Raw genomic sequence first — 23,016 nt, 5'->3', positions numbered from 1 at the left:
CAACACAACATTAAAGCAGAAAGATAAAAGGATATGGCCAAGAATATTCTCGTAAATACAATTGAAATTGATAAAGCAACTATTCGCGATTTAATTAAGCAGGGAGATGAAAATGACGCTCTTGATCTCATTGCCAAACAGGCGAATGTGACATTAAAAGCCGCCCGGGATATTGTGCGGATGTTTAAAGAAGAGCATATTGACCGATTTGACGGCAAAGACTTGTTTTTACTGGATTATGATGAGCTTGCAAATAACAATGATTCCCAAAGAGCGAATCCCGATGCGTCTTCATTTTTGGAAGTAGAAGCAAATAGCCGCCGTCGTACGGGAGCCATGAAAGGATTGTTTATCTTGTTTTTCATTGCTTTATTGGCTTTTGTTGTATTAAAATATGTTGTAGGTTTTAATCAAATAGGGCATCATATCTCCGAACTTACTCAACTATTTGATAAAAATGATGGTTCACCTGCGCTTGATGCAGATACATCCAAACTGAATCGCCCATTGGAAGCCGGTGTTACCCAGGTAGCTGAAGTTAATGACCTTCATCCTGTTGATACAAATCTTTTAACCATGGACTTAAGGCCGGCAGAAATAGACCGGATAAATAAGGCTCAATTCCATCAATTAAAACCCGCAAAAAAATCACCAACAGATGAAGACGCACAACTGGCTTTAATTCACCTGACTAATGGAAGGCTGACAGATGTTATTATTCAGCAGAAACTGAATATAAAAATTGGCAAATGCTATGAAAATCCAAGTCTCAAAGACAAAGGGATCTGTGTGAGCTGCATGATACTCCTGTATAATCGAGAAAAGAAAAAGTGGCAGGAAGCTCCCAATGGTGAAAATTTCCTGGATAATGCCTATGATTTCTATTTGCCCGACGGCGGGGATATATGGGAAGCGGCTCCGCTGAGTATGCGTATCCCATATGATTACGCATTAATAAATAAGTATAAGGCAGCAGATTAACGATCTCATCAACGACTTTAAGTATTTATCCCATCGATTGAAATATTGAACTACATTTGGTTTTATTTTACTTTTTCTGAAGGTAAATAGCTTATTAAACTTACCACACATAAAAGTAATATGACCGATAATGTCGTTGCGTAACCATAGGCTGAGGAAATGTCCTGCCAAAAGAAAAATCTAGCTTTTTGTTGATGTAAGAATACACCGACAATAAATGCAATTCCTAAACAAATAGATAGTTGCTGTACTGTGAGATAGATGGCCGATCCTACTGCAACTAATTTTTCAGGAAGATCCTTTAATGCAAGCGTCATCAATGCAGGTAATACACTGCCACAGCCAATACCATAGAAAAAGAAGAGCGCATGTACCTGATGCGGATCTAAAAGCAATGTATTGAAAACAAAAAGATGAGACAGTAACCCTAAGATCATAATCCCTAGGCCGAAAAGGACAACCATCTTTCCATGCCGCTGGATCAATTTGCTGACAACGATACTTGCCAGTACATAACCAATACCTTGATAAACAAAGGCAATTCCTGTCATTGTAGCCGAATACTGTTTTTGATTCTGAAGGTAATTGGAATTAATAATAAAGTAAGCATCCTGTACCATGTAATAGGCTAATGCTGCTAGCAATCCTAAATTGAAAACCCGGTTATTGAATAGAGAGAAATTGAGGAGACTAGCATATCCCATTTGCTCCAATGCTCTTTGCTTTCTGATAAATACGATGAAAAGGACGATTGCTGTTCCCAACAGCAGCAGTGACCATAAGGGCCATTTCAGTTCAGGTCCCATAATTAATGGAAAAATAATTCCCATTAAAAGAATAAATAGTGTTATCATAGGCATGAAAGAGCGCGGAGATTGTCCGTTCACTTGATCTTTAGGCGTGTAACGGTAAACCGCTAGGCAGGCAAGTGATCCTATTGGGACATTAATTAGAAAAATAAGACGCCAGCTTTCGTTTATCCAAGTCTGATCAGGAAGTATTCCGCCCAAGAGCTGACCAATAACAGAGGCAATACCGGCTATGCTTCCATAGATGCCCAATGCCATCGCTCTTTTTTCCCGGTTTTCAAAAAGTAAGGTGATTAACGCTATACCCTGCGGAACCATAAGCCCGGAACTGATTCCCTGTATCAGTCTACCCGCCAATAGCATGTAAAGATGATTGGATAGACCACAGACGAGGGATGCAAGGGTGAAACCTGCCATTCCTATTAAATATAATTTTCTCTTTCCGAAATGGTTTCCCGCGTTGCCAGCATTAATGAGAAGGCTTGCGTAACCAATGATGTAAAGGATGATAATCCATTGTGTATCACTATTGCTTAGCTGTAGTGAATGCTGAATCGTAGGTAAGGATACATTAATAATAAAAAGATCTATCACGAAAAGAAATATGCCTGTTGAGAGCAAGAAAATATGAAGTAAATCTTTAATTTGAAAGCGCATATAGAAAGTTTTTAATAATTTTACGGTTAAAAATAGTTTGGATATTTTTTACAATCAAGTAGTTATAAGTTATGTACTTAGTATGTTTTTATGAACTAATGGTCAGTATGAGATGATTATGAATGAAAAAAAAAGTGAAAATTTTGGGGCCTGTTGTGATGTTAACGGAATTTTTAAGATCATCGGGGGGAAATGGAAAGTTCTGCTCATTAAAGCTATTGCCAAGCAATGCCCTAAAAGATTTGGTGAATTGAGGCGGGAAATGGAAGATATGGCCCAAACAACACTAACTGTTCAGCTCCGTGAGCTTGAACGGGATGGTATTTTATGCAGACAGATTTACGCTGAATCGCCGCCACGAGTGGAATATAAACTTAGTGAATTGGGCAAAACTTTATTACCAGTCATCGAAAGACTTGATGACTGGTGGGAAAGTTATAAAAGCGAAAGGGGGTAGGCAGCTATCTGTTCCTTTACAACAAGACCTCTGCATCCGTCGTTCCTTTGGTGGATAGGTCAGCAATGCTTCGCAGGGTTCTTTGCGAAATTTCTGTTAAGGCTTCTGTTGTGAAAAAGGCCTGATGTGCTGTGACCAGAACATTCGGATAACTCATCAACAATTGTATTGTTTCATCTTCAATGATTGTTGTCGATAAGTCTTTAAAAAACAACTTTTCTTCTTGTTCATAAACATCAATGCCGAGAAGGCCAATTTTTCGTTCTTTAAGGGCCTTAATGACATCGTTGGTGTTGATGAGATTTCCTCTGCTCGTATTAATAATAGTAACACCATTTTTCATTTTCTCCAAAGATTCCTTATTAATGAGATAGTGATTTTCGGGAGTGAGCGGACAATGAAGTGAAAGGATATCCGATTCCTGAAATACCTCATCCAATGATTTGTAACTGACGCCTTGTGCGGCCAGTTGCGGATCTGGAAATAAATCATAGGCGAGGACGTTTGCGCCAAATCCCAATGCAATCTTGATAAAAGCCTTTCCAATTTTTCCTGTACCAATTACCCCAATCTTTTTCTGGTAAAGGTTAAACCCCAAAAGACCATTTAATGCAAAATTTTGCTCTCTTACCCGATTATAAGCTTTATGTGTTTTTCGATTAAGGGTGAGCAACATAGCCATTGTATGTTCGGCTACAGCTTCAGGTGAATAAGCGGGGACCCTGCAAACCTTTATTCCAAACTCTTTAGCAGCTTCCAGGTCAACGTTGTTAAAACCGGCACAGCGCAAGGCGATGAGTTCCACACCCTTTTGTGCAAGTATCTCAATAACCTGTCGGTTTAGTTTATCATTGACGAATGCACAGACAACTTTTTCATCTTCAATAGCATTGACAATATGCGGACCTAAATGCGTTTCATAGAAATTAAACTGAAAACCATAAGTGCTATTTTCCTGTTCAAAGAATAATTTGTCGTAAGGTTTTGTCGAAAAGAAGGCGATTTTCATAAAATTGATTGTTACGTAATACGATATTCTAAATATACGGTATAAATCGGTTATTTGGTATGCGCTTTCTAGGATCTTTTTATCAACAGCATCGTATATTTTGTGCTAAAAAGATCTAAATTAGAGCAATCACAATAACGGTATTATCGTCGATTTTTAATGATTAAAAATTATCCCTGATATGAAGTGGTCAAATCAAATCACACAATTAATAGGTATTGAATATCCAATTATCCAGGCCCCCATGTTTGGTGTTACTACCCCCGAAATGGTTATTGCGGCCTCGCGTGCCGGTGCGCTCGGCTCCTTATCTTTAGGCGATCTTCCAGCAGATCGCTGCAGCGATCTGATTCGTTCAACAGCTGCAAATTTGAATACCCCCTTTGCTGTCAATATTTTTGTGAATACTATTCCAGAGATATCAGCTGATTTGCGTGCACAATACAACGAGACAAAGGTCTTTGTGGAGGAACTCGCCAGGGCGCATGACCTAGAAGTGACTTTACCAGCACTTGATAGCATTCGTATAACCGATTATAGAGAGCAAATCGACGCTATTCTAGCGCATCCCTGTAAAGTCGTAAGCTTTACTTTTGGTAATTTAGATACGCAGAGTATAAAACGCCTGAAGGATAATGATGTAACTATTATTGGTACATGTACTTCGGTGAGGGAGGCTATAGCTTTGGAAGAGGCGGGTATCGATATTATCTGTGTGCAGGGATTGGAGGCTGGAGGGCATCGTGGAAGTTTTGATGAGATGCCTGTTCCGGAGATCGGCGGATTTTCCCTGCTGCCACAAGTGAAAGAACAGGTCAGTGTTCCTTTAATTTATGCCGGAGGCCTTTATAATGGAAGGACTATCCAGTCGGCGACGCTATTGGGAGCTGCCGGTTATCAGATCGGTAGTTTACTGCTTAGATCTAAAGAGAGCGCCTTGCAAGATTTTGAGAAAAAGCGCCTTTCACAGGTGCAGGAATCGGAGATTGTATTGACAAGAAGCTTTTCAGGACGTTATGCCAGAGGGATTAAGAATAAGTTTATCGAAGTTTTGGATGCTTCGAAAAAGATCCTGCCGTACCCTTATCAAAATAAGTTGACGGGCGAATTAAGAAAGGTAGCAAGGGCGCATCAAAAGGTTGATTTTGTAAATATTTGGGCCGGGCAATCCATTCACCCTTACAGTGAACTATCGACAGCGGATATTATCCGCCATCTAATCCGAGAAGTTGAAATTTTACATACTAGTTTAGTTGTTTAACTTTTATATCGCTTGGTTTAGATGTCATTGCAATGTCATTTAAATTAAAGCTAATGATTAAATTCTTTGTTTAAATGCTTTTAATAGGGTTGTAGTTGTTAATCTACAAGGAGTTTTTCTTTTTTTTCGAAACTTTGTACCACTGTGAAAAACTAAAAATTTACCGCTATGGGGAACGAAAAAAAGAGAATTCTTGTTATCGAAGATAATGAAATTCTATTGGGCACAATGCAATTTGTTCTTGTTAGGGAGGGCTATGATCTATTGCTTGCCAAATCTGGCAAAGAAGCACTCGCATTGGTTTCTGACGAAACAATTGATTTAGTCATAACGGATCTGGCATTACCTTTTGCCAATGGTTACGAAATTATTGATCGCATTAGAAAGGGCAATACGAATAATCAGGTGCCTGTTATTATTATTTCTGGCTACCGTGATGATAACAGCATTGTAGAAGGATTTGAGGTTGGTGCGAATGATTATATTAAAAAACCCATTGCTCCTTCTGAACTGATTTCACGTGTACGTTTAAGAATCGGCCATGCTTAGTTTTAGAAAATAGATGCTTTACACTTAGGGGGGCTGGAAGTATTTTTAATATGATGTGGAAGTTTATGTTATGCTTATTGTCTATTGTAACGATAGTTCAAGGTAAGGAAAGAATTACATTGGTTGAAAATGGAAAAACGGATTATGTAATTCAAGCCAATATGCAGGATCCTGTCTTACAAAAAGCTGTGGACGTTATCAACGTATTTACGGCGGAAAGCACAGGTACCAAGTTTGCAATAGGCGCTACATTGGAAGGAACCCGTTCCATTTTTTTAGAGAAAATGCCTATAAGCAGTGCATTCCCTGAGGATAGTTATTCCATTCAAGCTGTAAGGAATAGTATCTATATCAAAGGAAGTGGCAAAGGTGTATTGTTTGCAGCCTATCGGTATGTAAGGGATATCATAGGCGGGAGAAAATGGTATGTAGGCAAGGAAAATACATATATCCCCAAATTAACGCTCTTAGCTGTAGATTCAGACTTAAAGATTTATGCCAAACCCGATTTTAAGTTTAGAGAGGTTTATTTCCCTGTGGAGTTAGATCAGGAGTATATGGATTGGTATGGATTGCATAATCTGGAGGAAAGATGGGGCGATTGGGGGCATAACTTTAGTAAAATATTACCGCCATCAATTTATTTTAAAGATCATCCTGAATATTATTCTTTATATGATGGAAAACGTCAGCCTATTCAACTTTGTTTATCCAATGAGGAAGTTTTTCATCACACAGTAGCCTATTTTAAACAAAAGATGCTCGAAAATCCGGCGGCTATCTACTGGTCCATTGCGGCTAACGATGATATCGGTAGCTGTACCTGTGATCGTTGCCAGGCTATTGATAGGAAAGAAGGTGGGCCACAGGGCTCATTGATCCGTTTCGTAAATAGAGTAGCTGCTCAATTTCCCGACAAGAAATTCACTACACTGGCCTATCTGGAATCTGCAAATGCTCCAGCACAGCTTCGTGTTGCAGATAATGTCACCGTTATTTTAAGTAATATCGATGCTTTTAGAAAAAATGACATGGAGAGTGAACCTTCTGCGGCAGCATTCCGTAGACAATTGGGGGCTTGGAAAGCTAAGGCTAAACATGTATTTGTATGGGATTATCTGACACAGTTTACCAATTATCTTGCACCTTTTCCAATCCAAGGTACGATGGAATCGAGTTTGCAGTACTTGAAGTCACAGGGTATTGAAGGAGTCTTTTTGCAGGGGGGCGGAGGCACATATAGTGATATGGCTGAACTAAACGCCTATGTATTGGCTAATCTCGCCTGGAATACAGGGCTTTCAGAAAAGCAGCTAACCGACGAGTTTATCGAGGGCTATTATGGTCAGGCTGGACCGTTTATCAAAGCCTATCTCGTCCAACGAAGAAATCATTTGCCCGGAGCCTCGTCAGCGCTGTCGATCTATGGAAATCCAATTGACAATAGAAAGGACTTTTTAAGTCCAGAAGCCATGGACCAGTATAGTACATTACTGGAAAAGGCCGAAGTTGCCAGTGAAGGAAATCCAATGTTGGAGTCGCGTGTTAGACGTATTGGATTGGGACTGGATTATACGTATTTGCAACAAGCCAGATTTTATGGTCCGCATCAACACGGTATATTTGAGCAAAAGGAGGGACGCTGGAGGGTAAGACCCAATGTCAGCCGTAAAGTAAAACAATTTGTTGAAGATGCCAAAAAACTAGGCGTCGTGGAGCTCGCCGAGGGTGGACTATCCCCAGATGGCTATGCAAAGGAGTGGATGGAGATATTCAACGCTGGCGTTAGAGCGAACAAAGCCTCGGATGCAACTATAAAATTGAAATACCCGTTTGATCCTTCTTTCCCTGCTAACGGACTGAAGACACTAACGGATAGCGTACCCGGTTATATGGATTATAGTTATAATTGGCTGTTGTGGAATGGTGATCCAATAGATATCACTTTTGATTTTAAACAGGAGAAGCAGATAGATACCATTGAGCTTAATTTTCTAAAGGATGCCAGGCATTGGATATTTCCACCGAAGGAAATCAGGATTTCTGTGTCTAAGAATGGTACGGATTTTCAGGAAGTACTTTTCCATAAGCTTGAATCTGTAGAAGAGGATTATACCTTGGAGAAGGTCCGTTATCGCGCATTAATAAATGACCATATCAAAGTGGTCAAGGTTTATGCTGAGCCATTGCCAAAATTACCTGAATGGAGGTACCATCCGAAGCGAAAGGCACTTATCGCCTGTGATGAAATCTGGCTAAATTAATTTCGAAATCTTATTTGAGTTGTTTTTTACCTGTGTGGATATTGTTCTACAATAATTTATTTAGCAGTATAATTTTATATGGAAAATGATTAAATTAGAGTTAACTAAGTTATAAACAGATTCATATGGAAATTAAAACATCTTCAAAATTTGTCGCCGAACTCATTGGAACATTTGGTTTGGTGCTTTTTGGCTGCGGAGCAGCCGCTATTGCAGGAGCCAACACCATGGGTGGCCTTTCTGGGCTGGGGCTCTTGGGTATTGCCGTCGCTTTCGGTCTATCGGTTGTCGTTTTCGCCTATGCAATTGGGGGAATTTCTGGCTGTCATATTAATCCTGCGGTGACAGTTGGCGTATTATTGGCAGGAAGAATGTCTGCCAAGGATGCGATCGTCTATATTGTCGCTCAATTTATCGGTGCGCTCTTGGGTGCATTTGTGCTCCAGCAGATTTTAAGCGGGCAATTGGGCGGATTTACCGCAGGTGAGTGGGCTTATGGTTCAAACGGCTGGGGTAAGGGCTATCAAAACGAATATGGCACTGTTTCGGCCTTTCTGATTGAAGCTGTATTAACCTTTATCTTTCTATTTGTGATCCTGGCAACGACTTCGAAGGTGGGCAATAGTACAATGGCCGGACTCGCTATCGGCTTTACACTTCTTCTGATCCATTTAGTAGCTATTCCGGTGACAGGTACATCGGTTAATCCAGCCCGTTCATTTGGGCCCGCAGTTCTGGCCGGTGGACAGGCATTATCACAGCTTTGGCTGTTTATTGTTGCGCCTCTCGTAGGAGCGGCTGTAGCAGCAGGAGTGTGGAAAGCACTGGAACCTAAAGATTAGTCTTTTTAATTTTATAGGAAACGCCCAATAAGTATATGGTTACTTATTGGGTGTTTTCGTTTATGATCTAGATGAGCAAGGTGTTGAGCCGCCTATGAATTCAGTATGTCGTTTATGAAGTTATTGACCTGTGTCTCGTCTGTGGCCCAGGAGGTAATCAAACGGATTGCTGCATGATCATGATCTATTTCCTTCCATATATAAAATTGATAATCTAAAAGCAGTGTATTGATGACTGATTTAGGTAAAATTGGGAAAATCTGATTTGTCGTGGAATCCGTGAGAAAAGAATAACCTCTATCCTTGATGGCCTTCGCCATCCGCATAGCAAGTGAATTCGCTTTCCATGCCAGTTCAAGATACAGATCATCTTTAAATAGCACTAGAAATTGAATGGAAAGCACTCTGCCTTTAGCGAGCATAGCACCCTTCTGTTTAATTGCATAATCAAAATCCTGCGCTAAATCGGGGCGATTAAACACAACTGCTTCCCCTAAAAGCGCACCATTTTTTGTTCCACCAATATAGAAAACATCACTGTACTTAGCGATAGCTGCAAATGTTAGATCGTTGTTTTCTGCAGTCAAGGCATGACCTAGGCGTGCACCATCCAAGTAAAGCAACAGTTGCTGCTGCTGACAGCATAGGTATAGCGCTTTCAGCTCTGCCAAAGAATATATCGTGCCGATTTCAGTCGAATTAGAAATATAAACTATCCGTGGCTTTACCACATGTGGTGCCAAAGCATGGTCGTTTAGTGTCTTGGTGATATCTTCAGGTGTCAATTTTCCGTCCGCTGTTTCAACAGTAATGACTTTATGTCCAGTTGCTTCTATAGCACCAGTTTCATTTGCAGATATATGCCCTGTTTTTGCACTGATCACCGCCTCATGCACACGTAAGAGAAAGGATATAACAAGCAGATTTGTTTGTGTTCCCCCAGATAAAAAATGGATAACAGCATGCTGGTTATCAATCTTATTTCTTAAAATCGTCTTTGCTTCTTTCGAATAATCATCCTCTCCATAACCCAATTGCTGTATCAGATTGGTTTCAACAAGTTTCTCTAAAATGTGAGGATGTGCCCCTTCCGAATAATCATTTTTAAAGTTATACATAAATCTATCTATTATAAATACAGTAACTATCAGTGATTTATCTAAAATTGTTCCTCCGGTAGGAGGGCGAATCTTATGAAAATCAAATGTATAAATACAATCTCGTTTTTCACTAATCTCTGAAGGGAAAACATTAAATTCGAAAGAGATTGAAGCAAGTTGTATGTAATCTTATTGTATAATGAAAAGAACCTTATTTGTCGGAACTATCTTATTGGCATTTGGAATGGGATATGCTTTTAATAACTTGACACATCCGAGTAGGACCACGACGTTAAAAAGAGTGACCGGAATTGGTGGAGTTTTCTTTAAGTGCAAGGATCCCAAAAAACTTAGGGCCTGGTATGCCGAGCACTTAGGCCTAACGACAAACTCGTATGGCGCCGTATCTGAGTGGTATCAGGGGGGCGATAGTACAAAAAAAGGATTTACGCAATGGAGCCCTTTTAAAGAAAATACAACTTATTTTGCCCCCTCAGATAAAGACTTTATGATCAATTATCGCGTAGAAAACATGGAGCTATTGGTCGATGCATTGAAAAAAGAGGGGGTCACAGTTCTTGATACCATCGAATCATTTGACTATGGTAAATTTGTTCATATCATGGATATCGAAGGGAATAAAATAGAACTTTGGCAGCCTAATGATGTTGTTTACGAAAAGATGGGAAAGGATATGGGAGCTAAAACCACCAAGTAAAGCTATTTATCCCGCACTTTGTCTGTCATGTCTATTTTTCGAGACCTCGTATAGTCCCATAAAGCAGCACCGATTGTTCCAATACAATAGGCGACTAGATCTGACCACAGAAAACCCTGACCAAATACTAGCCGCAGTAGGGGATTGCTTCTTATCGATCTAAGTAATGGACATTGTACAAGTTGTAAAAACTCGATGCTAAAACAAAAAATGATTGTAGCTACAAAAGAAAATAACAATGATTTCCCCGTAAATAAAAATCGCGACAACCAATAAATCATCACCGCATAAAGCACATCTCCAGTAATGGGTGGTATGGCTGATATTTTGCGTGAGAGCAATCCTAAGAGTATGGTTAAACCAACTAAAAATAAATATCGAATTTTTGTCATCCTCTTCATGGAATCCAGTATATATCGTTATTGTTTCGAATAGGAGATGGTTTCAACAGGATTGCCAAAGATTTTCTTGTTTCCCTTTTTTTGTATAAATCCGCCATGTTGCGCGATGGCATCTGCAATAGCGAAAATAACATTCATATCGTTCTGAGGATGTATCGTCGTTAGCAGCTGTCCATTTTTGCCGAATAGCTGAAGCTGGTTGACCAGAGCGTGATTAATTTCCATCTTATCAATGACATCTAGCAGGATAACTTTGTCCTCCTTTTTCGGCTGTTTAATAGATAACTTATCTTTGTCAACTTGTATTTCGATCTTAGGGTTGATGAATTGCAATAGTATAATTAGCGGGCCGATTACGATTACAGCAACCAAGATGCCAAGGCCCTTCGCCGAACCAAAATTGTTGACCGCATCAGCGAGCCCATTTATACCGCCAAAAACTAAGCAGAATAGAATAAATACAACAATTAGGTAACCAAATCCGAAGATCAGGCCCTTTTTAACATTATGGGATTTAAATTGAAAAGTTTTCATTGTCGTGCTTTGTATTTTTTACGCGTTTATATTTACTAAAGATATTTATATTTATGCAATCAAAGATATATTAGCTAAAGAGATTTTTTTCTTTCATTAAAGAACACATTGGAAAATATCATTGAAATTAAAAGAACTAATTTTCAGCGGAAGTCAGCGTACTTTCAGCTAGTGAATTATGCGCTGTTTTCAATTCTTGGAATCGTGAGTATATTTTGGGATTGGAAATCCAGCATTGCCCCAATCATTTGTGTCATTGTTTTCTATCTTTTGCAGCGCAAAATTGACTTTTGGTCAAATGTAATCTGGTTTATCATCGTTTTTTTAGCCCTTTCATTTTCTTTGTCATGGATATTCAGTCTTTCTTTTGGTATATTTATTTTTCAATGCCTATTGCTTACCGCCATTAAGCCTGCTATCGATGTCTGGAAAGAAACCAGACGGGAGCATTCTGATGTGATCTTCTCCATGAATTCGGATTATTTTGTCTGTTTATGTCCGGAAAACAGTGATTATAAAGGTTACGCCGTGAATCCTATGGGGTATAAAAAACGCTTTCCAATGGCTGATATTATTTCAGTCCAACGAGATGGCAAAACTTTACTTATTGCATTGAAAGAAAGGGTAATACGTCCCCGCGAATTGCGCGCAGATGAAATCGAAATGATTCTCACCTATTTTAAAACGAATAAGGCAGCTGTTTTAGCTGCTGTCGAAACGAAGACTATCCGTAAGGAAGAAGACCGGGTGTATTGGGTTAAATTTATCGTTATCGCTGTGCCATGTATTTTAGGTGGACTATCACTGTATTTCTGGGCAGATAATGGAAGGAATACCCTAGTGACCATACTCAGTATCGTTGCGGCATTACTTCTGGGAATAATTTTATTGAAAATTACAAATAATGTATCTCGTCATAAAGATAATTAAGCATTCCAATTATTTTAAAAAGTCTGCATACCAATGACCAGAGGATTTTATAATACGCTGTTGATTTTTGAAATCAACATACACCAGTCCAAATCTTGGCCGATATCCCTCGGCCCATTCGAAGTTGTCAAGAAACGTCCATACAAAGTATCCATTGACATTGATCCCCTCTTGCTTCGCTCGATAAACTTGATGTAAAGCTTGCTGCAGATAGTCTAACCTTTTGGGATCGTGAACAAGGCCATTTTCGATTTGATCAGGAAATGCAGCGCCATTCTCGGTAACGATTAAGGGAGGGATATTGGGGTAGGCACTAAATTTCTTAAGCATATGATAGATCGAAGCTGGATAAACTTCCCAGTTCATTTCGGTCAATTCAACTTTACGCTCTTTGGCTGATACAATTTTTGCCTGAAGGTAAGGAACAAACATCGCATATCGTATAATCTCCCGTGTATAATTCTGTACACCAATAAAGTCCATGTCAAATTTCAGATCCCTTTCATCATCGGCCTGCATGTACTTTTCAATTCTATTCAGTATCTTGATCTCCTTGGTCGGGTAGCCCATTCCTAATAAGGGCTCTATAAATAAACGATTGAGCAAAACGTCGGCTTTCTTTGCCGCAATAATGTCTCTTTCTTTCGTTGTGAATGGCTCGACATGAGAACAGGAAAAAGTCGTTCCTACTTCGCTATCGGGCAGCAATGACTTAATGATCCTTCCACCTTGAGCCTGAGCTAGGGCCGCATGATGCGCTGCCGCCAAAAAATTACCGAGACCTTTCCTTTCTGGCGCATGTACACCGAAAAAATAGCCTGCAGCGGTGAATACGGTAGGTTCATTCAAAACCATCCAATTCTTGACACGATCACCATAGACATCGACACATTTGGAAACAAATTCTCCAAACCAATCTTTCACTTCACGGTTTACCCAGCCGCCTTTTTTTTCTAATGCATGTGGAAGATCCCAATGATATAATGTAACCCAGGGTGTTATCCCTAATTCGAGCGATAGATCGATCAAACGATCATAAAAGTCCAATCCAGCTTGATTTATCTCACCAGTGCCCGCTGGAAATATACGGCTCCATGATAAAGAGAATCTATAGTTTGGAATATGCATTCCCTTCATCAAATACAAATCCTGGATATAGCGATTATAAAAATCACATGCCTCATTGCCATGCTGATTCTGAAATATGCGATTTCTTTTCTTGACGAATATATCCCAGATGGAAGGACCTTTTCCATGTAAATCATGTGCTCCTTCAATCTGATAGGCAGCTGTAGAAACTCCCCAAATAAAATCTTTGCCAAAGGCATCTTTGGTTAAAAGCATTTATAAAAATAAAATTATCGGACCTCAATGCCGTTTTTAAAACAACTAAGTTTTGTGGAATCTCAATGGTGAATAGAATGAACTAAATCGACCTAAAAAGATCCTAAATATAATCCGCTGGAAAAAATAGTTTATCGTTTTCATAATAGATACATTAACTCCGTTGACTACATTAACTATCGCATTATAAAGTAACGAAACTCATATGAACTGAATATGAATTATATATTAAATATACGAAAAAAATAGATACTATGTTTCCCCGCATTTAATCGTTTATGGAGATAGCTGTTTTTCCGCAGGATCTGCCATGAATAGTTCGTTTTATTTGTCCCGTTAACAGTCAAATTGAACAGTCCCAACGTAAGGAAATTTTTGCGTTGATAAGATGAGTATTTTACGATGCTCTTCATAATCTCTTGGGCTTGAAATTATAAAATCCAATATACCGTCCCTATCTAGATCACCAATAAACTCAAGCTCTGTTGCGGTATCATGATAGGCATCTTGATCAATAAGCGTCCGAATAAACTTATTATTGATGAAAAGTTTTAAGGTATATCCCGGATGTTCAATGTTTGTATTTTCGTCCTTATAGAATTCTATTCCAGCAGCCACCAACTTATATTTATCATTTTTAAAGGAAAATTCCATTGGCTGATTTGGGGGAACGATTTTATTATGAAAGGGAATGCTATCCACGGGGCCGGGTTGCAATGCTGAAATATTGAAGAAAAGTAGTACATCTGCCTTCGGATTGATCGTTTCTGTCGGTAATCCTGCACAAGGTTCTTCTTTTTCATAAACGATGGAGTAAACCGCTTTTCCTATATTGTACTTGCCATCTTTTCGATGTAGTTCGAGCCAACTTGGGTTAATGATTTTAGACACATTGTTATCGTCAAAAACACGATAGGTATAAGGCATAAGAATTTGGCCATCAATCAATGAATCTTTAGGCTGGGCGGATTGATTAGATTCTACAACTGCTTTTTGCTCAATCGCTGGGGAAAGAGATGCTTCTTTGCCTGGTATGCGTATTTTTCGCTGATTGGTTGAACCAGTCGTTGAATTTTGACACGAAGCTGCTGTACAGGCTACAATAAAATAAATGCCGATAAAATAAGAAAAATGCATTGTTGTATATTTTACTGTAAAGTTAAATAAATGCATGATGATTTGCGAATGGCATTTAAATGCTAGATTCTTTATCCTTCCTTGTTAGCTACATCCTTCCTTGTTAGCTATTTAATTTCAAATTCGGTAAATATTGTTCTTTTAAACTCCAGGACTTCGGGTGCAATTTTAAAGCCTTCGCCACCATAGGCCTTATTGAAGGTTTCCAGGGCCATACCAGTTCGATATTGTGTTGACTCGTTGGAAGCACTGCCGTCGTTGGATAAAAACAATAGTTTGCCGATTTCTACATTTGCTCTAGATGCAAGTTTTTTTGCAGACTTTAAGGCATCATCATAAGCAATTAAATCGGCTTCTCTCAGTATACTATCTGCTTTAGAGTGATCAAATGATATGGATCCGATTCCGCTTATTTTGGTTTCCAGTAATTTGCCTGTTAATTCGGTAAATTTGGACAAATCATGTAAAACAAAATCGATCGTTTGCTGTGCTTGATAGCCTACAAATTTATTTGTATTTCCTATGTACTGATAATCCTTATTTGCAGATACACTACTTGTTTTAATGTCTTCTTTTTTATTTCCATATTTTTGGAGCAAAGCGATTACGGTATCAACAGTTGCCTGGGTTTCTCGAACAGCATCAATCATCCGCGGTTTTGTGAAAGCTGTGTTGATCGTTAGTGTAACCTGATCCGGCATAATCCTAATTTTTCCTTCGCCACTTACCCGTATCCGATTTTCGCTTTCTTTTGATCCGGAATGGCAGGAAATCACAAGCATGATTCCGATTAAACCCGTAAAAATAATGAAGATCGATTTCTTTTTCATCTCGTAAAGTCCTCAGATTTATAGTTAACTTATTGATTTGCTATGCTAAATATACTAAATATTCACGATAGCTGCGATTGATCCTGTCTAATTTACCTTAGATTATTCAAAATAAAAAAGCAGGTATTTCACCTGCTTTTTTATTTTGAATAATCTTTTAATCTATACTTTTCGAGTAAATCTTTAGCTGCTTTTGCAATGATTTCCGTGCCATATGTATACGTGTTTTCACTGTTCCTTCCGGTATTTGCAAGTGCTCTGCAATTTCGTAATATTTAAACCCTTCCAAAAACATGGCAAAGGCATTATAATAATCCTTCGATAAATTATTGAGGGCATGCTGTATATCAGAAGCAACAAAATTATCTTCTCCGCGATTGGTGGTTATTTCATTACGATAACCCGTGCTGATGTATTCGCTTCTGTAATTCTCTAATCTTTTATTACGTGTATATTGATTGATATACGTATTTTTCATAATGATATAGAGCCAAGACATCAATTTCGGATGTTTCAGGAATTTTTCGATAGATGCTAGTGACCTCACCATGGTCTCCTGAACCAAATCTTCCCGTTCATCCGGATCGTTTGTAAATTGCGCTGCCAAATATTTTAATGTAGGTCTTTTTTCCTTAAACAGTTGATCGATTGTTGTATTTTCCATATTATCAAATTTTAAGTGTCTATCTTGTCTACACTTACTACAATTAAGATGCTAGAAAAGGTAATTTAGATACATGACTCTAATTAGAGTATATCTAAGTATATTAATACTTGTTTTTTGTAAATTTTTGAAATTCAATGTTTTACATTTTGTTTTCGCCTCGATAATGGACTGTTTTGCCAATCTTTATACTTTAACAACAAGTGTTTTCCTGTCCCAATTCCCCCTTTTATCTTTTTCCTGCACGTATTTATACGTAGTACTTTAAAGAATACATTTTTTATTTAAATAGGTGTTAATTTTTAAAACTGTTCATGCCTTGAAGTGGTTATTAGTTATAACATGAAATGGAAAACAATATGGGGGACGAGAACAAAAAACTATATTTTGACCTATCGGAAGGAGCGAAAGGCCAATCTGAAGGCCTGAAAGATCAGTCTGAATTAAAGCAGATATGGGAAGGTAGTCAAGAAGATTTTTACAAGTCGATTATTAGAAATCAGCAGGATGATATTGGAAGAATAGGACGATATTTCCGCGATGAGCTTGCTCAGGAGCTCTATGGGATGCGTATATCTCTTCAGAATTTTACAAACCGTTATGGAGATTTTGAAGAATTGCGTTGTCTGCGTGATTCATTGAGTACTTTAGTTGTAGAAATCCGCAATAAAGCGGGATTACTGTATAATCCCATATTAAATGACCTGGGAATTTTTCATGCCCTTGATGAAGTGGTGGCCAGTTACAAGAAACGATCCGGTTTTACAATTGATGCGCTGCTTGACCCTCAATTGCGGGAACTACATCATCAGGCACAAGTTCATCTATTTAAATTGCTGACTGCAATATTCCAATATTTAAATGATGAAGTCCCCTCGCAGGCCATCTCAATTTCAGTGCAGGTGATTGAATTTGAAATCCTTGTTAAAGTATCACCATTTTTTCAGCAAGGAGAAGCCCTATCGGTATCAAAGCTCGAAAACAGTCCAATGCGTTTGATGAAGATTGCTGAGCTCTACAATGCGCGCATCATGAATGACACATTGACGACAGGTATTTTACTAAAATTGACTATTTAAAAAGATAATAATGATAAAAATCCTATTGGTTGAAGACCACATGGTTGTACGTAACGGTATAAAATTACTATTAGAATCACAAGATGGATTTGAAGTTGTTGGTGAAGCGTCGAATGGAAAAGAAGCTCTCCAATTCTTAAGCTCAAATCCTATTCCTGATATTGTCCTAACAGATATCAGTATGGATGAGATGGACGGCATGGAACTACTTCAGGTCCTAAACAAACAGTATGACTCTATTAAAGTAGTTATACTATCCATGCTAAATCAGATTAATTATGTCATCGAGGCCTTTGAATCTGGTCTTGCTGGCTATTTGGTCAAAAATGTTGGCTATCACGAATTGCTTTTTGGATTGAATCACATTGCAAACGGTGGCCGGTATATGAGTGAGGAAATCGCCATGATACTTTTAGATCAAGTCCGTTCTGGACAGAGTTATGCACAGATCCCGGGGGAATTGCAAACGGATTTTGATATCTCGGAGCGGGAATTGGAAGTTTTAAAATTGATTGCGGAAGGCTACACGAATGTAGAAATAGCAGATAAGATTTTTTTAAGTAAGCGTACTGTTGAGGGCCACCGTCAGAATCTCATCGACAAAGCGGGTGTAAAAAATACGGCACATCTGGTTAAATTTGCTTTTGAAAGAGGTATTTTAAATTAGGAAAAATTTTCCTGACAGATGATCAGGAAAATTTTGATATATGCAGGTATGGGGGTATGCAGCTATTTTGATACAAAATGATGTTCAATTGATACGATTTACCTCCCGTCTTCGCAAATATTTATTCAATTTTAGGCTTTCACCTATATGATGTATTACAATCAATGAATAAAATATATTTGCTGCCTATTGCGCTCTTGCTGTTTTTTGGCCAAAGGACGGTTGCGCAAACTACAAACAAAGATCAGATTGGAAATCAGCAGATGCCGACCAATGGCATTTTTCAAGCGGATCCCACTGTATTCTACCATAAAGGATATTATTACCTCTACGGTACAAATGGTGATCCGGCAGAACAGCAAGGGTTTAAAGTGTATCAATCGAAAGATTTAGAGTCTTGGGTAAGTCCGGAAGGAGCTAATTCAGGTTTTGCTGCTGTAAAAGGCGATATTTTTGGCTCAAAAGGATTTTGGGCACCGCAAGTATGGTTTGAAAATGGGAAATTCTATATGGCTTACACAGCCGATGAGCATATTGCAATTGCAGTCAGTGATACGCCAACCGGTCCTTTTAAACAGGCGGTTAAAGCGCCAATTGCTGTTGGACAAAAGCAAATTGATCCCTTTGTATTCCGCGATAGAGATGGGAAAAAATACCTGTTTCATGTAAGGCTAAGGGAGGGAAATCGGATTTTTGTAGCGGAGCTGAAGTCGGATTATTCTGGAATAAAGGAAGAAACGCTGAAAGAATGTCTCCATGCAGAACTTCCCTGGGAAAATACGGCAAATGCTGATTGGGCAGTCAGTGAAGGTCCCACTGTCATTCGGGAGGGGAAATATTACTATATGTTCTATTCAGCGAATGATTTTCGGAATAAGGACTATGCTGTGGGTGTTGCTATCGCTGAAAATATTTATGGTCCCTGGAAAAAACTGGACGATCAGCCTGCCCTAAGCCAAAAAAATAGTGGATTTGCCGGAACTGGACATGGCGACATATTTAAAAAAGGCAAGCAATGGTATTACGTCTGTCATACCCATTTTTCAGATGAAAAAGTTGCTCCTCGGCGGACAGCCATCGTACCTATTCATTTCGTGGCAAATAGCAGCGGTGTTTTGATTCCGCAGTTTGAAACTGCAAAGTTTCGCTTTTTGAGCTCTGATCTGCAATCGAAGCAAGGTAGAAAATCTTATCAGACAGACGTAGCCTTTGGTGACCCTTTTATTGTATTCGATCCACCTTCGGATCAATACTATTTATATGGGACCGGCGGAACCGAAAATGGTTTTATAGCCTATAGCTCCAAAGATCTAAAGACATGGAAAAAGGAGGGAAAAGTATACGATGCCAAACAGCCCAATGGTTGGGGAGAAAAGGATTTCTGGGCCCCTGAAGTCTATCGTGTGAACAACAAATATTACATGTACTATAGTGCTCACTGGAAAGAAAATCCTAAAAATGACTTGGAAAACTATCGTATTGGAGTTGCAGTGGCGGATAACCCACTGGGGCCCTTTAGAGATCTGACCGGCAAACCCATTTTTGACCCTGGATATCCCATCATTGACGCAAATGTTTTTAGAGATACAGATCATAGAAATTATCTTTTCTATTCACGCTGCTGCTACGAACATCCTGTAGAATCAGAAATTGCAGATTGGGCGAAGAAGAAATTTGGCTATAAAAATATTGAAGAAAGCTGGGTCTACGGAGTCGAATTGGATAGCAGTATGACGAAAGCAATTGGGAGTCCGGTTCTTTTAATGCGCCCCCCAGCGACGATGCACGATGCACAGTCTGAATGGGAAAGTCGATCAGTTACTTCAGGTGAAGTCAATAGGCGATGGACAGAAGGCTCTTTTCTAGTCAAAGAAAACGGAATATACTATATGATGTATTCGGCCAATTATTTCGCAGGAGCCAATTACGCTGTTGGCTACGCTACAGCAACCGCGCCTTTGGGAAGCTATCAAAAATCGTCATCCAATCCGATCATTGAAAAAAATACCAATAGAGGTGGAGTAATTTCGGGAACAGGGCATAATAGTTTATTTCAAGACAGGGAAGGAAAAATCCGCTGTGTATATCATGGCCGCACTATACAGACGGGCGATCAACGTATTGTTTTTATCAGCGATGTTTCTTTTGATGAAACGGGAAAGTTGAATATCGTTACAGATTGACCCATCGGTCAATCTGTCTTTTTTGGTATGGCCGGATTTTTGACATTTTCATCCCAGTTGGCGGGAGATTTCTTTTTGGGGTTGATGCTGTTTCTTGTATGCGGATTTTTATGTGAGTAGCTGATATTTTCCTCTTCTTCCGGATCGGTTTCATCTATATCTGGCTCAGGATGTTCGATAGGATCAGTGTCAGTTGGATCGGGAATAGTGCGTTGCCCGAATAATCCTTTACGATACCAGATGTTACTAAAATAATAGGCAATAATTAAACCTCGTTTTACTACTGCATGTTGCAATATCTCTTCCATTTTCGATTTCGTTTTAAGTGATACGATCCTTTTTTGAGGGATGGTATACTCTCCCTAAATGAACAACGTTAGGTGGAAAATAGTTTGAAAGATTTCAGGATTTGAAACAAAGATCAATCGAGTAACATTTGCTCAGGAAATGGCTTAACAATAGGGAAGTAAAGGTGGACAGTGGTGCCCAAACCGACCTCTGATTCAATTGCTATACTTCCGCCCAATCGTTCCATTATCCGTTTCACGAGCGAAAGTCCAATCCCTGTACCGGGTATGGAACCTACATTGTCTGCTCTGGTAAACATTTCGTAAATATGAGGCAAGTGGTCATCCGGTATGCCAATACCGTTATCCTTGATCTGATAATGCGTATAATCGTCTTCATGGGAACTATCTATTGTCACTAAAGGCCTGTCTGCTTGTGCAGAATATTTTATTGCATTAATAATTAGGTTGGAAAAAATTTGGTATGCGGCACTTTTTTCGCCCCAAATTGGTAATAGGGTACCAAAAGTAGGCTGACAATTATTGACATTATATAAAATACTGTTTTCTTGAAATATGCGTTGAATTGTATACGCCATGGGAAGTGGTTCCTTGTCTAAAATGCTAGAGCGGTGCTGACTTAACTGAACCATATTGTTGATAATATCTTCAATGTTCGTAACGCTTCGGCTGAAATTCTGGTACCACTTATTGATTTTTGTAAAGTCAATATTGTCGGAGTGCTGCTGTAGAAATTGTATGCCCATTTTTAAGATGGACAAGGGGTTTTTTAAATCATGTGAAAGCGTATGAGTAAACATTTCCAGCTCATTGTTCAAACTCAGAAGCTCTTCATTCAGCAACTGACGTTCCTTTAATTTTGCAAAAATAGATTCTTTGATAATCTGATTCAGACGAAGAACAAAATTGATTTCAGCATCATTCCAGGGTTTGGCAACGTCATAGCGCATATCTGCCCAGATTTTGAGCTGCTTGTTCTCACGCGGTTCATTTTTTAGCTCCATCTGCATCACCTGATTGCGGTTTTCCTTTCTAAACCAAACGAGGTAATAATCGTTTTCTAAGCCAACCTTTAGATACATAAGTCCCGCAAAACCGAGTTTATCTTTAAAGTTATCCTGATGATTTAGCCGAAAATTATAGTCTTTGAAGAGGGCTTTATCGGTATGTTTTTGCAGGAATTGAATGATTTCATAAAATTGCGCTTTCTGCGGAGAATGGCCATAGTTAAAAACATCGCCCTGATTGAATATCGCCAATCCATCTGCATTAACCAGCTGGGTCAATATATCCATATGCTGTATCAAAGCACAATTCACCATCTTATTTTCAGAGAGACTTCTTTTTAATTCTTCCTCGGCGAGTTTCAGAAGCTCCGTTCTTTCCAGCAGATTCTGTTTGACATGACTTTCATACTTACTGGTGGCTGCCTGGATGGCAAATGTACATAGCTTTCGCTGCTGCAGATCGACCACTCGCTCTTCATCGTTCTGTGCCACTACCAACCCCCAGAATTCGTCATCGATACAGATTCGAAAAAACAAGGCGCTTTGGACATTTATTTTTTTCAAAAAAAGCCGATGAAGCTCAGGTAAAGGTGATAACAAGCTCGAGAGCGGATCAATCCCTTCGTCTGTATAATAGAACTCCTGTCCCTCTAGATCAATATTGGGAGCATATCGATAGGAATAACTCCGATAGTATGACAAGACTTCCTCTGGCATGAAATCTTTCGAGAACTCTTTTCCTTTGAAATGGGCTTGTCCGTCTGCTGTATGCTCCGCAATCACTGAACTGTAACCCGTCTCCTGAATCTGCAAAACGAAAACCCGATCATAATTCAATAACTTGTTGATGGCCGAACAAACACGACCCCAATTATTAGGCTGGATAGTGTCTAGCAAAAAATTAAGCTCATTTATTTTTTTTGCGGCAATGTATTTTTTGTGTTGTTGTTCCCATTCTATATAAAGGTATTCATCATGTCTCCGTAATTTTACGTAAACACGTTCTTTTCTTATTTTAATAGGTAAAATATGGCGAGATTGTCCGTTTTCAAGTAAATCAACTACGGTATTTTTGATTTTGGATAGCGCTTCACCAAATGTATTGTTAAAACTATCAAAGAAATTAGTTCCTAAGAGGTCCTCTTTGGCGCCATGGTCTTTTACGACAGATTCGGTTATTCCAACGACATTAAAATGCTGATCTAAGATGACTAGACTGCCAAAAGATTGAAGCTTAATGATGGTTTGATTGTTAGATTGAAATGTATGATTCATAATACCCCAA

At 38.9% G+C, this 23,016-nt stretch carries 22 protein-coding genes; 11 read left to right on the top strand and 11 right to left on the bottom strand.

Going from position 1 to position 23,016, the window contains the following annotated elements:
* Positions 1–33 precede the first annotated feature (33 nt).
* Positions 34–981 carry a hypothetical protein gene (locus tag AB1Z56_RS07540; protein ID WP_426791603.1) on the top strand — a complete coding sequence of 316 codons (948 nt, stop codon included), beginning with the start codon at positions 34–36 and terminating at the stop codon, positions 979–981.
* Positions 982–1,043: 62 nt separating this feature from the next.
* On the opposite strand, the gene AB1Z56_RS07535 is transcribed toward AB1Z56_RS07540, so the two are convergent.
* Positions 1,044–2,447, bottom strand: coding sequence for an MFS transporter (locus tag AB1Z56_RS07535; protein WP_426791602.1), 1,404 nt, complete (start codon positions 2,445–2,447; stop codon positions 1,044–1,046).
* 118 nt (positions 2,448–2,565) lie between these two features.
* Here AB1Z56_RS07535 and AB1Z56_RS07530 point away from each other — a divergent pair, with 118 nt between their 5' ends.
* Positions 2,566–2,904: a winged helix-turn-helix transcriptional regulator gene (locus AB1Z56_RS07530; RefSeq protein ID WP_293905881.1), complete on the top strand. Its 339-nt coding sequence runs from the start codon at positions 2,566–2,568 to the stop codon at positions 2,902–2,904.
* Positions 2,905–2,920: 16 nt separating this feature from the next.
* Here the strand turns inward: AB1Z56_RS07530 and AB1Z56_RS07525 are convergent, their stop codons facing one another.
* Entirely contained in the window at positions 2,921–3,913 is a 993-nt protein-coding gene (locus AB1Z56_RS07525; protein ID WP_309366116.1) for a 2-hydroxyacid dehydrogenase, read from the bottom strand.
* 181 nt (positions 3,914–4,094) lie between these two features.
* On the opposite strand from AB1Z56_RS07525, the gene AB1Z56_RS07520 reads away from it, so the two are divergent.
* From AB1Z56_RS07520 to AB1Z56_RS07505, 4 genes are all read left to right on the top strand, one after another.
* Positions 4,095–5,174, top strand: a complete 1,080-nt coding sequence (locus AB1Z56_RS07520) for an NAD(P)H-dependent flavin oxidoreductase (protein ID WP_426791601.1) — start codon at positions 4,095–4,097, stop codon at positions 5,172–5,174.
* 168 nt (positions 5,175–5,342) lie between these two features.
* Positions 5,343–5,723 (top strand): response regulator transcription factor, encoded by a 381-nt coding sequence (locus AB1Z56_RS07515; protein ID WP_309366114.1) that lies wholly within the window; start codon positions 5,343–5,345, stop codon positions 5,721–5,723.
* Between the two features lie 50 nt (positions 5,724–5,773).
* On the top strand, positions 5,774–7,987 hold the full coding sequence (locus tag AB1Z56_RS07510; RefSeq protein WP_309366113.1) for a DUF4838 domain-containing protein: 2,214 nt from the start codon (positions 5,774–5,776) through the stop codon (positions 7,985–7,987).
* 125 nt (positions 7,988–8,112) lie between these two features.
* Complete coding sequence (locus AB1Z56_RS07505) at positions 8,113–8,829, top strand: MIP family channel protein (protein ID WP_309366112.1); 717 nt, start codon at positions 8,113–8,115, stop codon at positions 8,827–8,829.
* Between the two features lie 92 nt (positions 8,830–8,921).
* On the opposite strand, the gene AB1Z56_RS07500 is transcribed toward AB1Z56_RS07505, so the two are convergent.
* Positions 8,922–9,947, bottom strand: coding sequence for a threonine aldolase family protein (locus tag AB1Z56_RS07500; RefSeq protein ID WP_309366111.1), 1,026 nt, complete (start codon positions 9,945–9,947; stop codon positions 8,922–8,924).
* 181 nt (positions 9,948–10,128) lie between these two features.
* Here AB1Z56_RS07500 and AB1Z56_RS07495 point away from each other — a divergent pair, with 181 nt between their 5' ends.
* Positions 10,129–10,647 (top strand): VOC family protein, encoded by a 519-nt coding sequence (locus tag AB1Z56_RS07495; RefSeq protein WP_426791600.1) that lies wholly within the window; start codon positions 10,129–10,131, stop codon positions 10,645–10,647.
* Between the two features lie 2 nt (positions 10,648–10,649).
* Here AB1Z56_RS07495 and AB1Z56_RS07490 read toward each other — a convergent pair whose 3' ends face one another.
* A complete protein-coding gene (locus AB1Z56_RS07490; protein ID WP_408733555.1) occupies positions 10,650–11,039 on the bottom strand; it encodes a DUF2809 domain-containing protein in 390 nt (129 codons plus the stop codon).
* Positions 11,040–11,066: 27 nt separating this feature from the next.
* Positions 11,067–11,582, bottom strand: a complete 516-nt coding sequence (locus AB1Z56_RS07485) for a hypothetical protein (RefSeq protein WP_309366109.1) — start codon at positions 11,580–11,582, stop codon at positions 11,067–11,069.
* A gap of 204 nt (positions 11,583–11,786) precedes the next feature.
* Between AB1Z56_RS07485 and AB1Z56_RS07480 the strand changes: the two genes are divergently transcribed.
* Positions 11,787–12,512 (top strand): hypothetical protein, encoded by a 726-nt coding sequence (locus AB1Z56_RS07480; RefSeq protein ID WP_426791599.1) that lies wholly within the window; start codon positions 11,787–11,789, stop codon positions 12,510–12,512.
* 9 nt (positions 12,513–12,521) lie between these two features.
* Here AB1Z56_RS07480 and AB1Z56_RS07475 read toward each other — a convergent pair whose 3' ends face one another.
* The 4 genes from AB1Z56_RS07475 to AB1Z56_RS07460 all read right to left on the bottom strand — a co-directional run bounded on the left by AB1Z56_RS07475 (position 12,522) and on the right by AB1Z56_RS07460 (position 16,487).
* Positions 12,522–13,856, bottom strand: coding sequence for a GH1 family beta-glucosidase (locus AB1Z56_RS07475; RefSeq protein ID WP_426791598.1), 1,335 nt, complete (start codon positions 13,854–13,856; stop codon positions 12,522–12,524).
* 336 nt (positions 13,857–14,192) lie between these two features.
* A complete protein-coding gene (locus AB1Z56_RS07470) occupies positions 14,193–14,993 on the bottom strand; it encodes a hypothetical protein (RefSeq protein WP_426791597.1) in 801 nt (266 codons plus the stop codon).
* Between the two features lie 107 nt (positions 14,994–15,100).
* A complete protein-coding gene (locus AB1Z56_RS07465) occupies positions 15,101–15,823 on the bottom strand; it encodes an SIMPL domain-containing protein (RefSeq protein WP_309366105.1) in 723 nt (240 codons plus the stop codon).
* A 157-nt stretch (positions 15,824–15,980) separates the two neighbouring features.
* Positions 15,981–16,487 (bottom strand): RNA polymerase sigma factor, encoded by a 507-nt coding sequence (locus tag AB1Z56_RS07460; protein ID WP_309366104.1) that lies wholly within the window; start codon positions 16,485–16,487, stop codon positions 15,981–15,983.
* A gap of 347 nt (positions 16,488–16,834) precedes the next feature.
* Here AB1Z56_RS07460 and AB1Z56_RS07455 point away from each other — a divergent pair, with 347 nt between their 5' ends.
* The 3 genes from AB1Z56_RS07455 (at position 16,835) to AB1Z56_RS07445 (ending at position 20,416) form a co-directional block, all read left to right on the top strand.
* On the top strand, positions 16,835–17,566 hold the full coding sequence (locus AB1Z56_RS07455) for a hypothetical protein (RefSeq protein WP_309366103.1): 732 nt from the start codon (positions 16,835–16,837) through the stop codon (positions 17,564–17,566).
* Between the two features lie 10 nt (positions 17,567–17,576).
* The gene (locus AB1Z56_RS07450; protein ID WP_309366102.1) at positions 17,577–18,233 is read left to right on the top strand and encodes a response regulator transcription factor; all 657 of its coding nucleotides are present in this window, start codon (positions 17,577–17,579) and stop codon (positions 18,231–18,233) included.
* Positions 18,234–18,397: 164 nt separating this feature from the next.
* Positions 18,398–20,416 (top strand): glycoside hydrolase family 43 protein, encoded by a 2,019-nt coding sequence (locus tag AB1Z56_RS07445; RefSeq protein ID WP_426791596.1) that lies wholly within the window; start codon positions 18,398–18,400, stop codon positions 20,414–20,416.
* Between the two features lie 8 nt (positions 20,417–20,424).
* On the opposite strand, the gene AB1Z56_RS07440 is transcribed toward AB1Z56_RS07445, so the two are convergent.
* Positions 20,425–20,724 carry a hypothetical protein gene (locus AB1Z56_RS07440; RefSeq protein WP_426791595.1) on the bottom strand — a complete coding sequence of 100 codons (300 nt, stop codon included), beginning with the start codon at positions 20,722–20,724 and terminating at the stop codon, positions 20,425–20,427.
* Positions 20,725–20,837: 113 nt separating this feature from the next.
* Positions 20,838–23,006, bottom strand: coding sequence for a GAF domain-containing sensor histidine kinase (locus AB1Z56_RS07435; RefSeq protein WP_426791594.1), 2,169 nt, complete (start codon positions 23,004–23,006; stop codon positions 20,838–20,840).
* Positions 23,007–23,016: the final 10 nt, after the last annotated feature.

The organism is Sphingobacterium sp. WOUb80, assembly GCF_050058145.1.
Taxonomy (GTDB): domain Bacteria; phylum Bacteroidota; class Bacteroidia; order Sphingobacteriales; family Sphingobacteriaceae; genus Sphingobacterium.
The sequence above is the reverse complement of the archived record's forward strand: the minus strand, read 5'-3'. Positions and strand labels throughout refer to the sequence as shown.

Coding starts and splice junctions, on each gene's coding strand:
- AB1Z56_RS07540 (WP_426791603.1), top strand. CDS start 34: ATGGCCAAGAATATTCTCGTAAATACAATTGAAATTGATAAAGCAACT.
- AB1Z56_RS07535 (WP_426791602.1), bottom strand. CDS start 2,447: ATGCGCTTTCAAATTAAAGATTTACTTCATATTTTCTTGCTCTCAACA.
- AB1Z56_RS07530 (WP_293905881.1), top strand. CDS start 2,566: ATGAATGAAAAAAAAAGTGAAAATTTTGGGGCCTGTTGTGATGTTAAC.
- AB1Z56_RS07525 (WP_309366116.1), bottom strand. CDS start 3,913: ATGAAAATCGCCTTCTTTTCGACAAAACCTTACGACAAATTATTCTTT.
- AB1Z56_RS07520 (WP_426791601.1), top strand. CDS start 4,095: ATGAAGTGGTCAAATCAAATCACACAATTAATAGGTATTGAATATCCA.
- AB1Z56_RS07515 (WP_309366114.1), top strand. CDS start 5,343: ATGGGGAACGAAAAAAAGAGAATTCTTGTTATCGAAGATAATGAAATT.
- AB1Z56_RS07510 (WP_309366113.1), top strand. CDS start 5,774: ATGATGTGGAAGTTTATGTTATGCTTATTGTCTATTGTAACGATAGTT.
- AB1Z56_RS07505 (WP_309366112.1), top strand. CDS start 8,113: ATGGAAATTAAAACATCTTCAAAATTTGTCGCCGAACTCATTGGAACA.
- AB1Z56_RS07500 (WP_309366111.1), bottom strand. CDS start 9,947: ATGTATAACTTTAAAAATGATTATTCGGAAGGGGCACATCCTCACATT.
- AB1Z56_RS07495 (WP_426791600.1), top strand. CDS start 10,129: ATGAAAAGAACCTTATTTGTCGGAACTATCTTATTGGCATTTGGAATG.
- AB1Z56_RS07490 (WP_408733555.1), bottom strand. CDS start 11,039: ATGACAAAAATTCGATATTTATTTTTAGTTGGTTTAACCATACTCTTA.
- AB1Z56_RS07485 (WP_309366109.1), bottom strand. CDS start 11,582: ATGAAAACTTTTCAATTTAAATCCCATAATGTTAAAAAGGGCCTGATC.
- AB1Z56_RS07475 (WP_426791598.1), bottom strand. CDS start 13,856: ATGCTTTTAACCAAAGATGCCTTTGGCAAAGATTTTATTTGGGGAGTT.
- AB1Z56_RS07470 (WP_426791597.1), bottom strand. CDS start 14,993: ATGCATTTTTCTTATTTTATCGGCATTTATTTTATTGTAGCCTGTACA.
- AB1Z56_RS07465 (WP_309366105.1), bottom strand. CDS start 15,823: ATGAAAAAGAAATCGATCTTCATTATTTTTACGGGTTTAATCGGAATC.
- AB1Z56_RS07460 (WP_309366104.1), bottom strand. CDS start 16,487: ATGGAAAATACAACAATCGATCAACTGTTTAAGGAAAAAAGACCTACA.
- AB1Z56_RS07455 (WP_309366103.1), top strand. CDS start 16,835: ATGGAAAACAATATGGGGGACGAGAACAAAAAACTATATTTTGACCTA.
- AB1Z56_RS07450 (WP_309366102.1), top strand. CDS start 17,577: ATGATAAAAATCCTATTGGTTGAAGACCACATGGTTGTACGTAACGGT.
- AB1Z56_RS07445 (WP_426791596.1), top strand. CDS start 18,398: ATGAATAAAATATATTTGCTGCCTATTGCGCTCTTGCTGTTTTTTGGC.
- AB1Z56_RS07440 (WP_426791595.1), bottom strand. CDS start 20,724: ATGGAAGAGATATTGCAACATGCAGTAGTAAAACGAGGTTTAATTATT.
- AB1Z56_RS07435 (WP_426791594.1), bottom strand. CDS start 23,006: ATGAATCATACATTTCAATCTAACAATCAAACCATCATTAAGCTTCAA.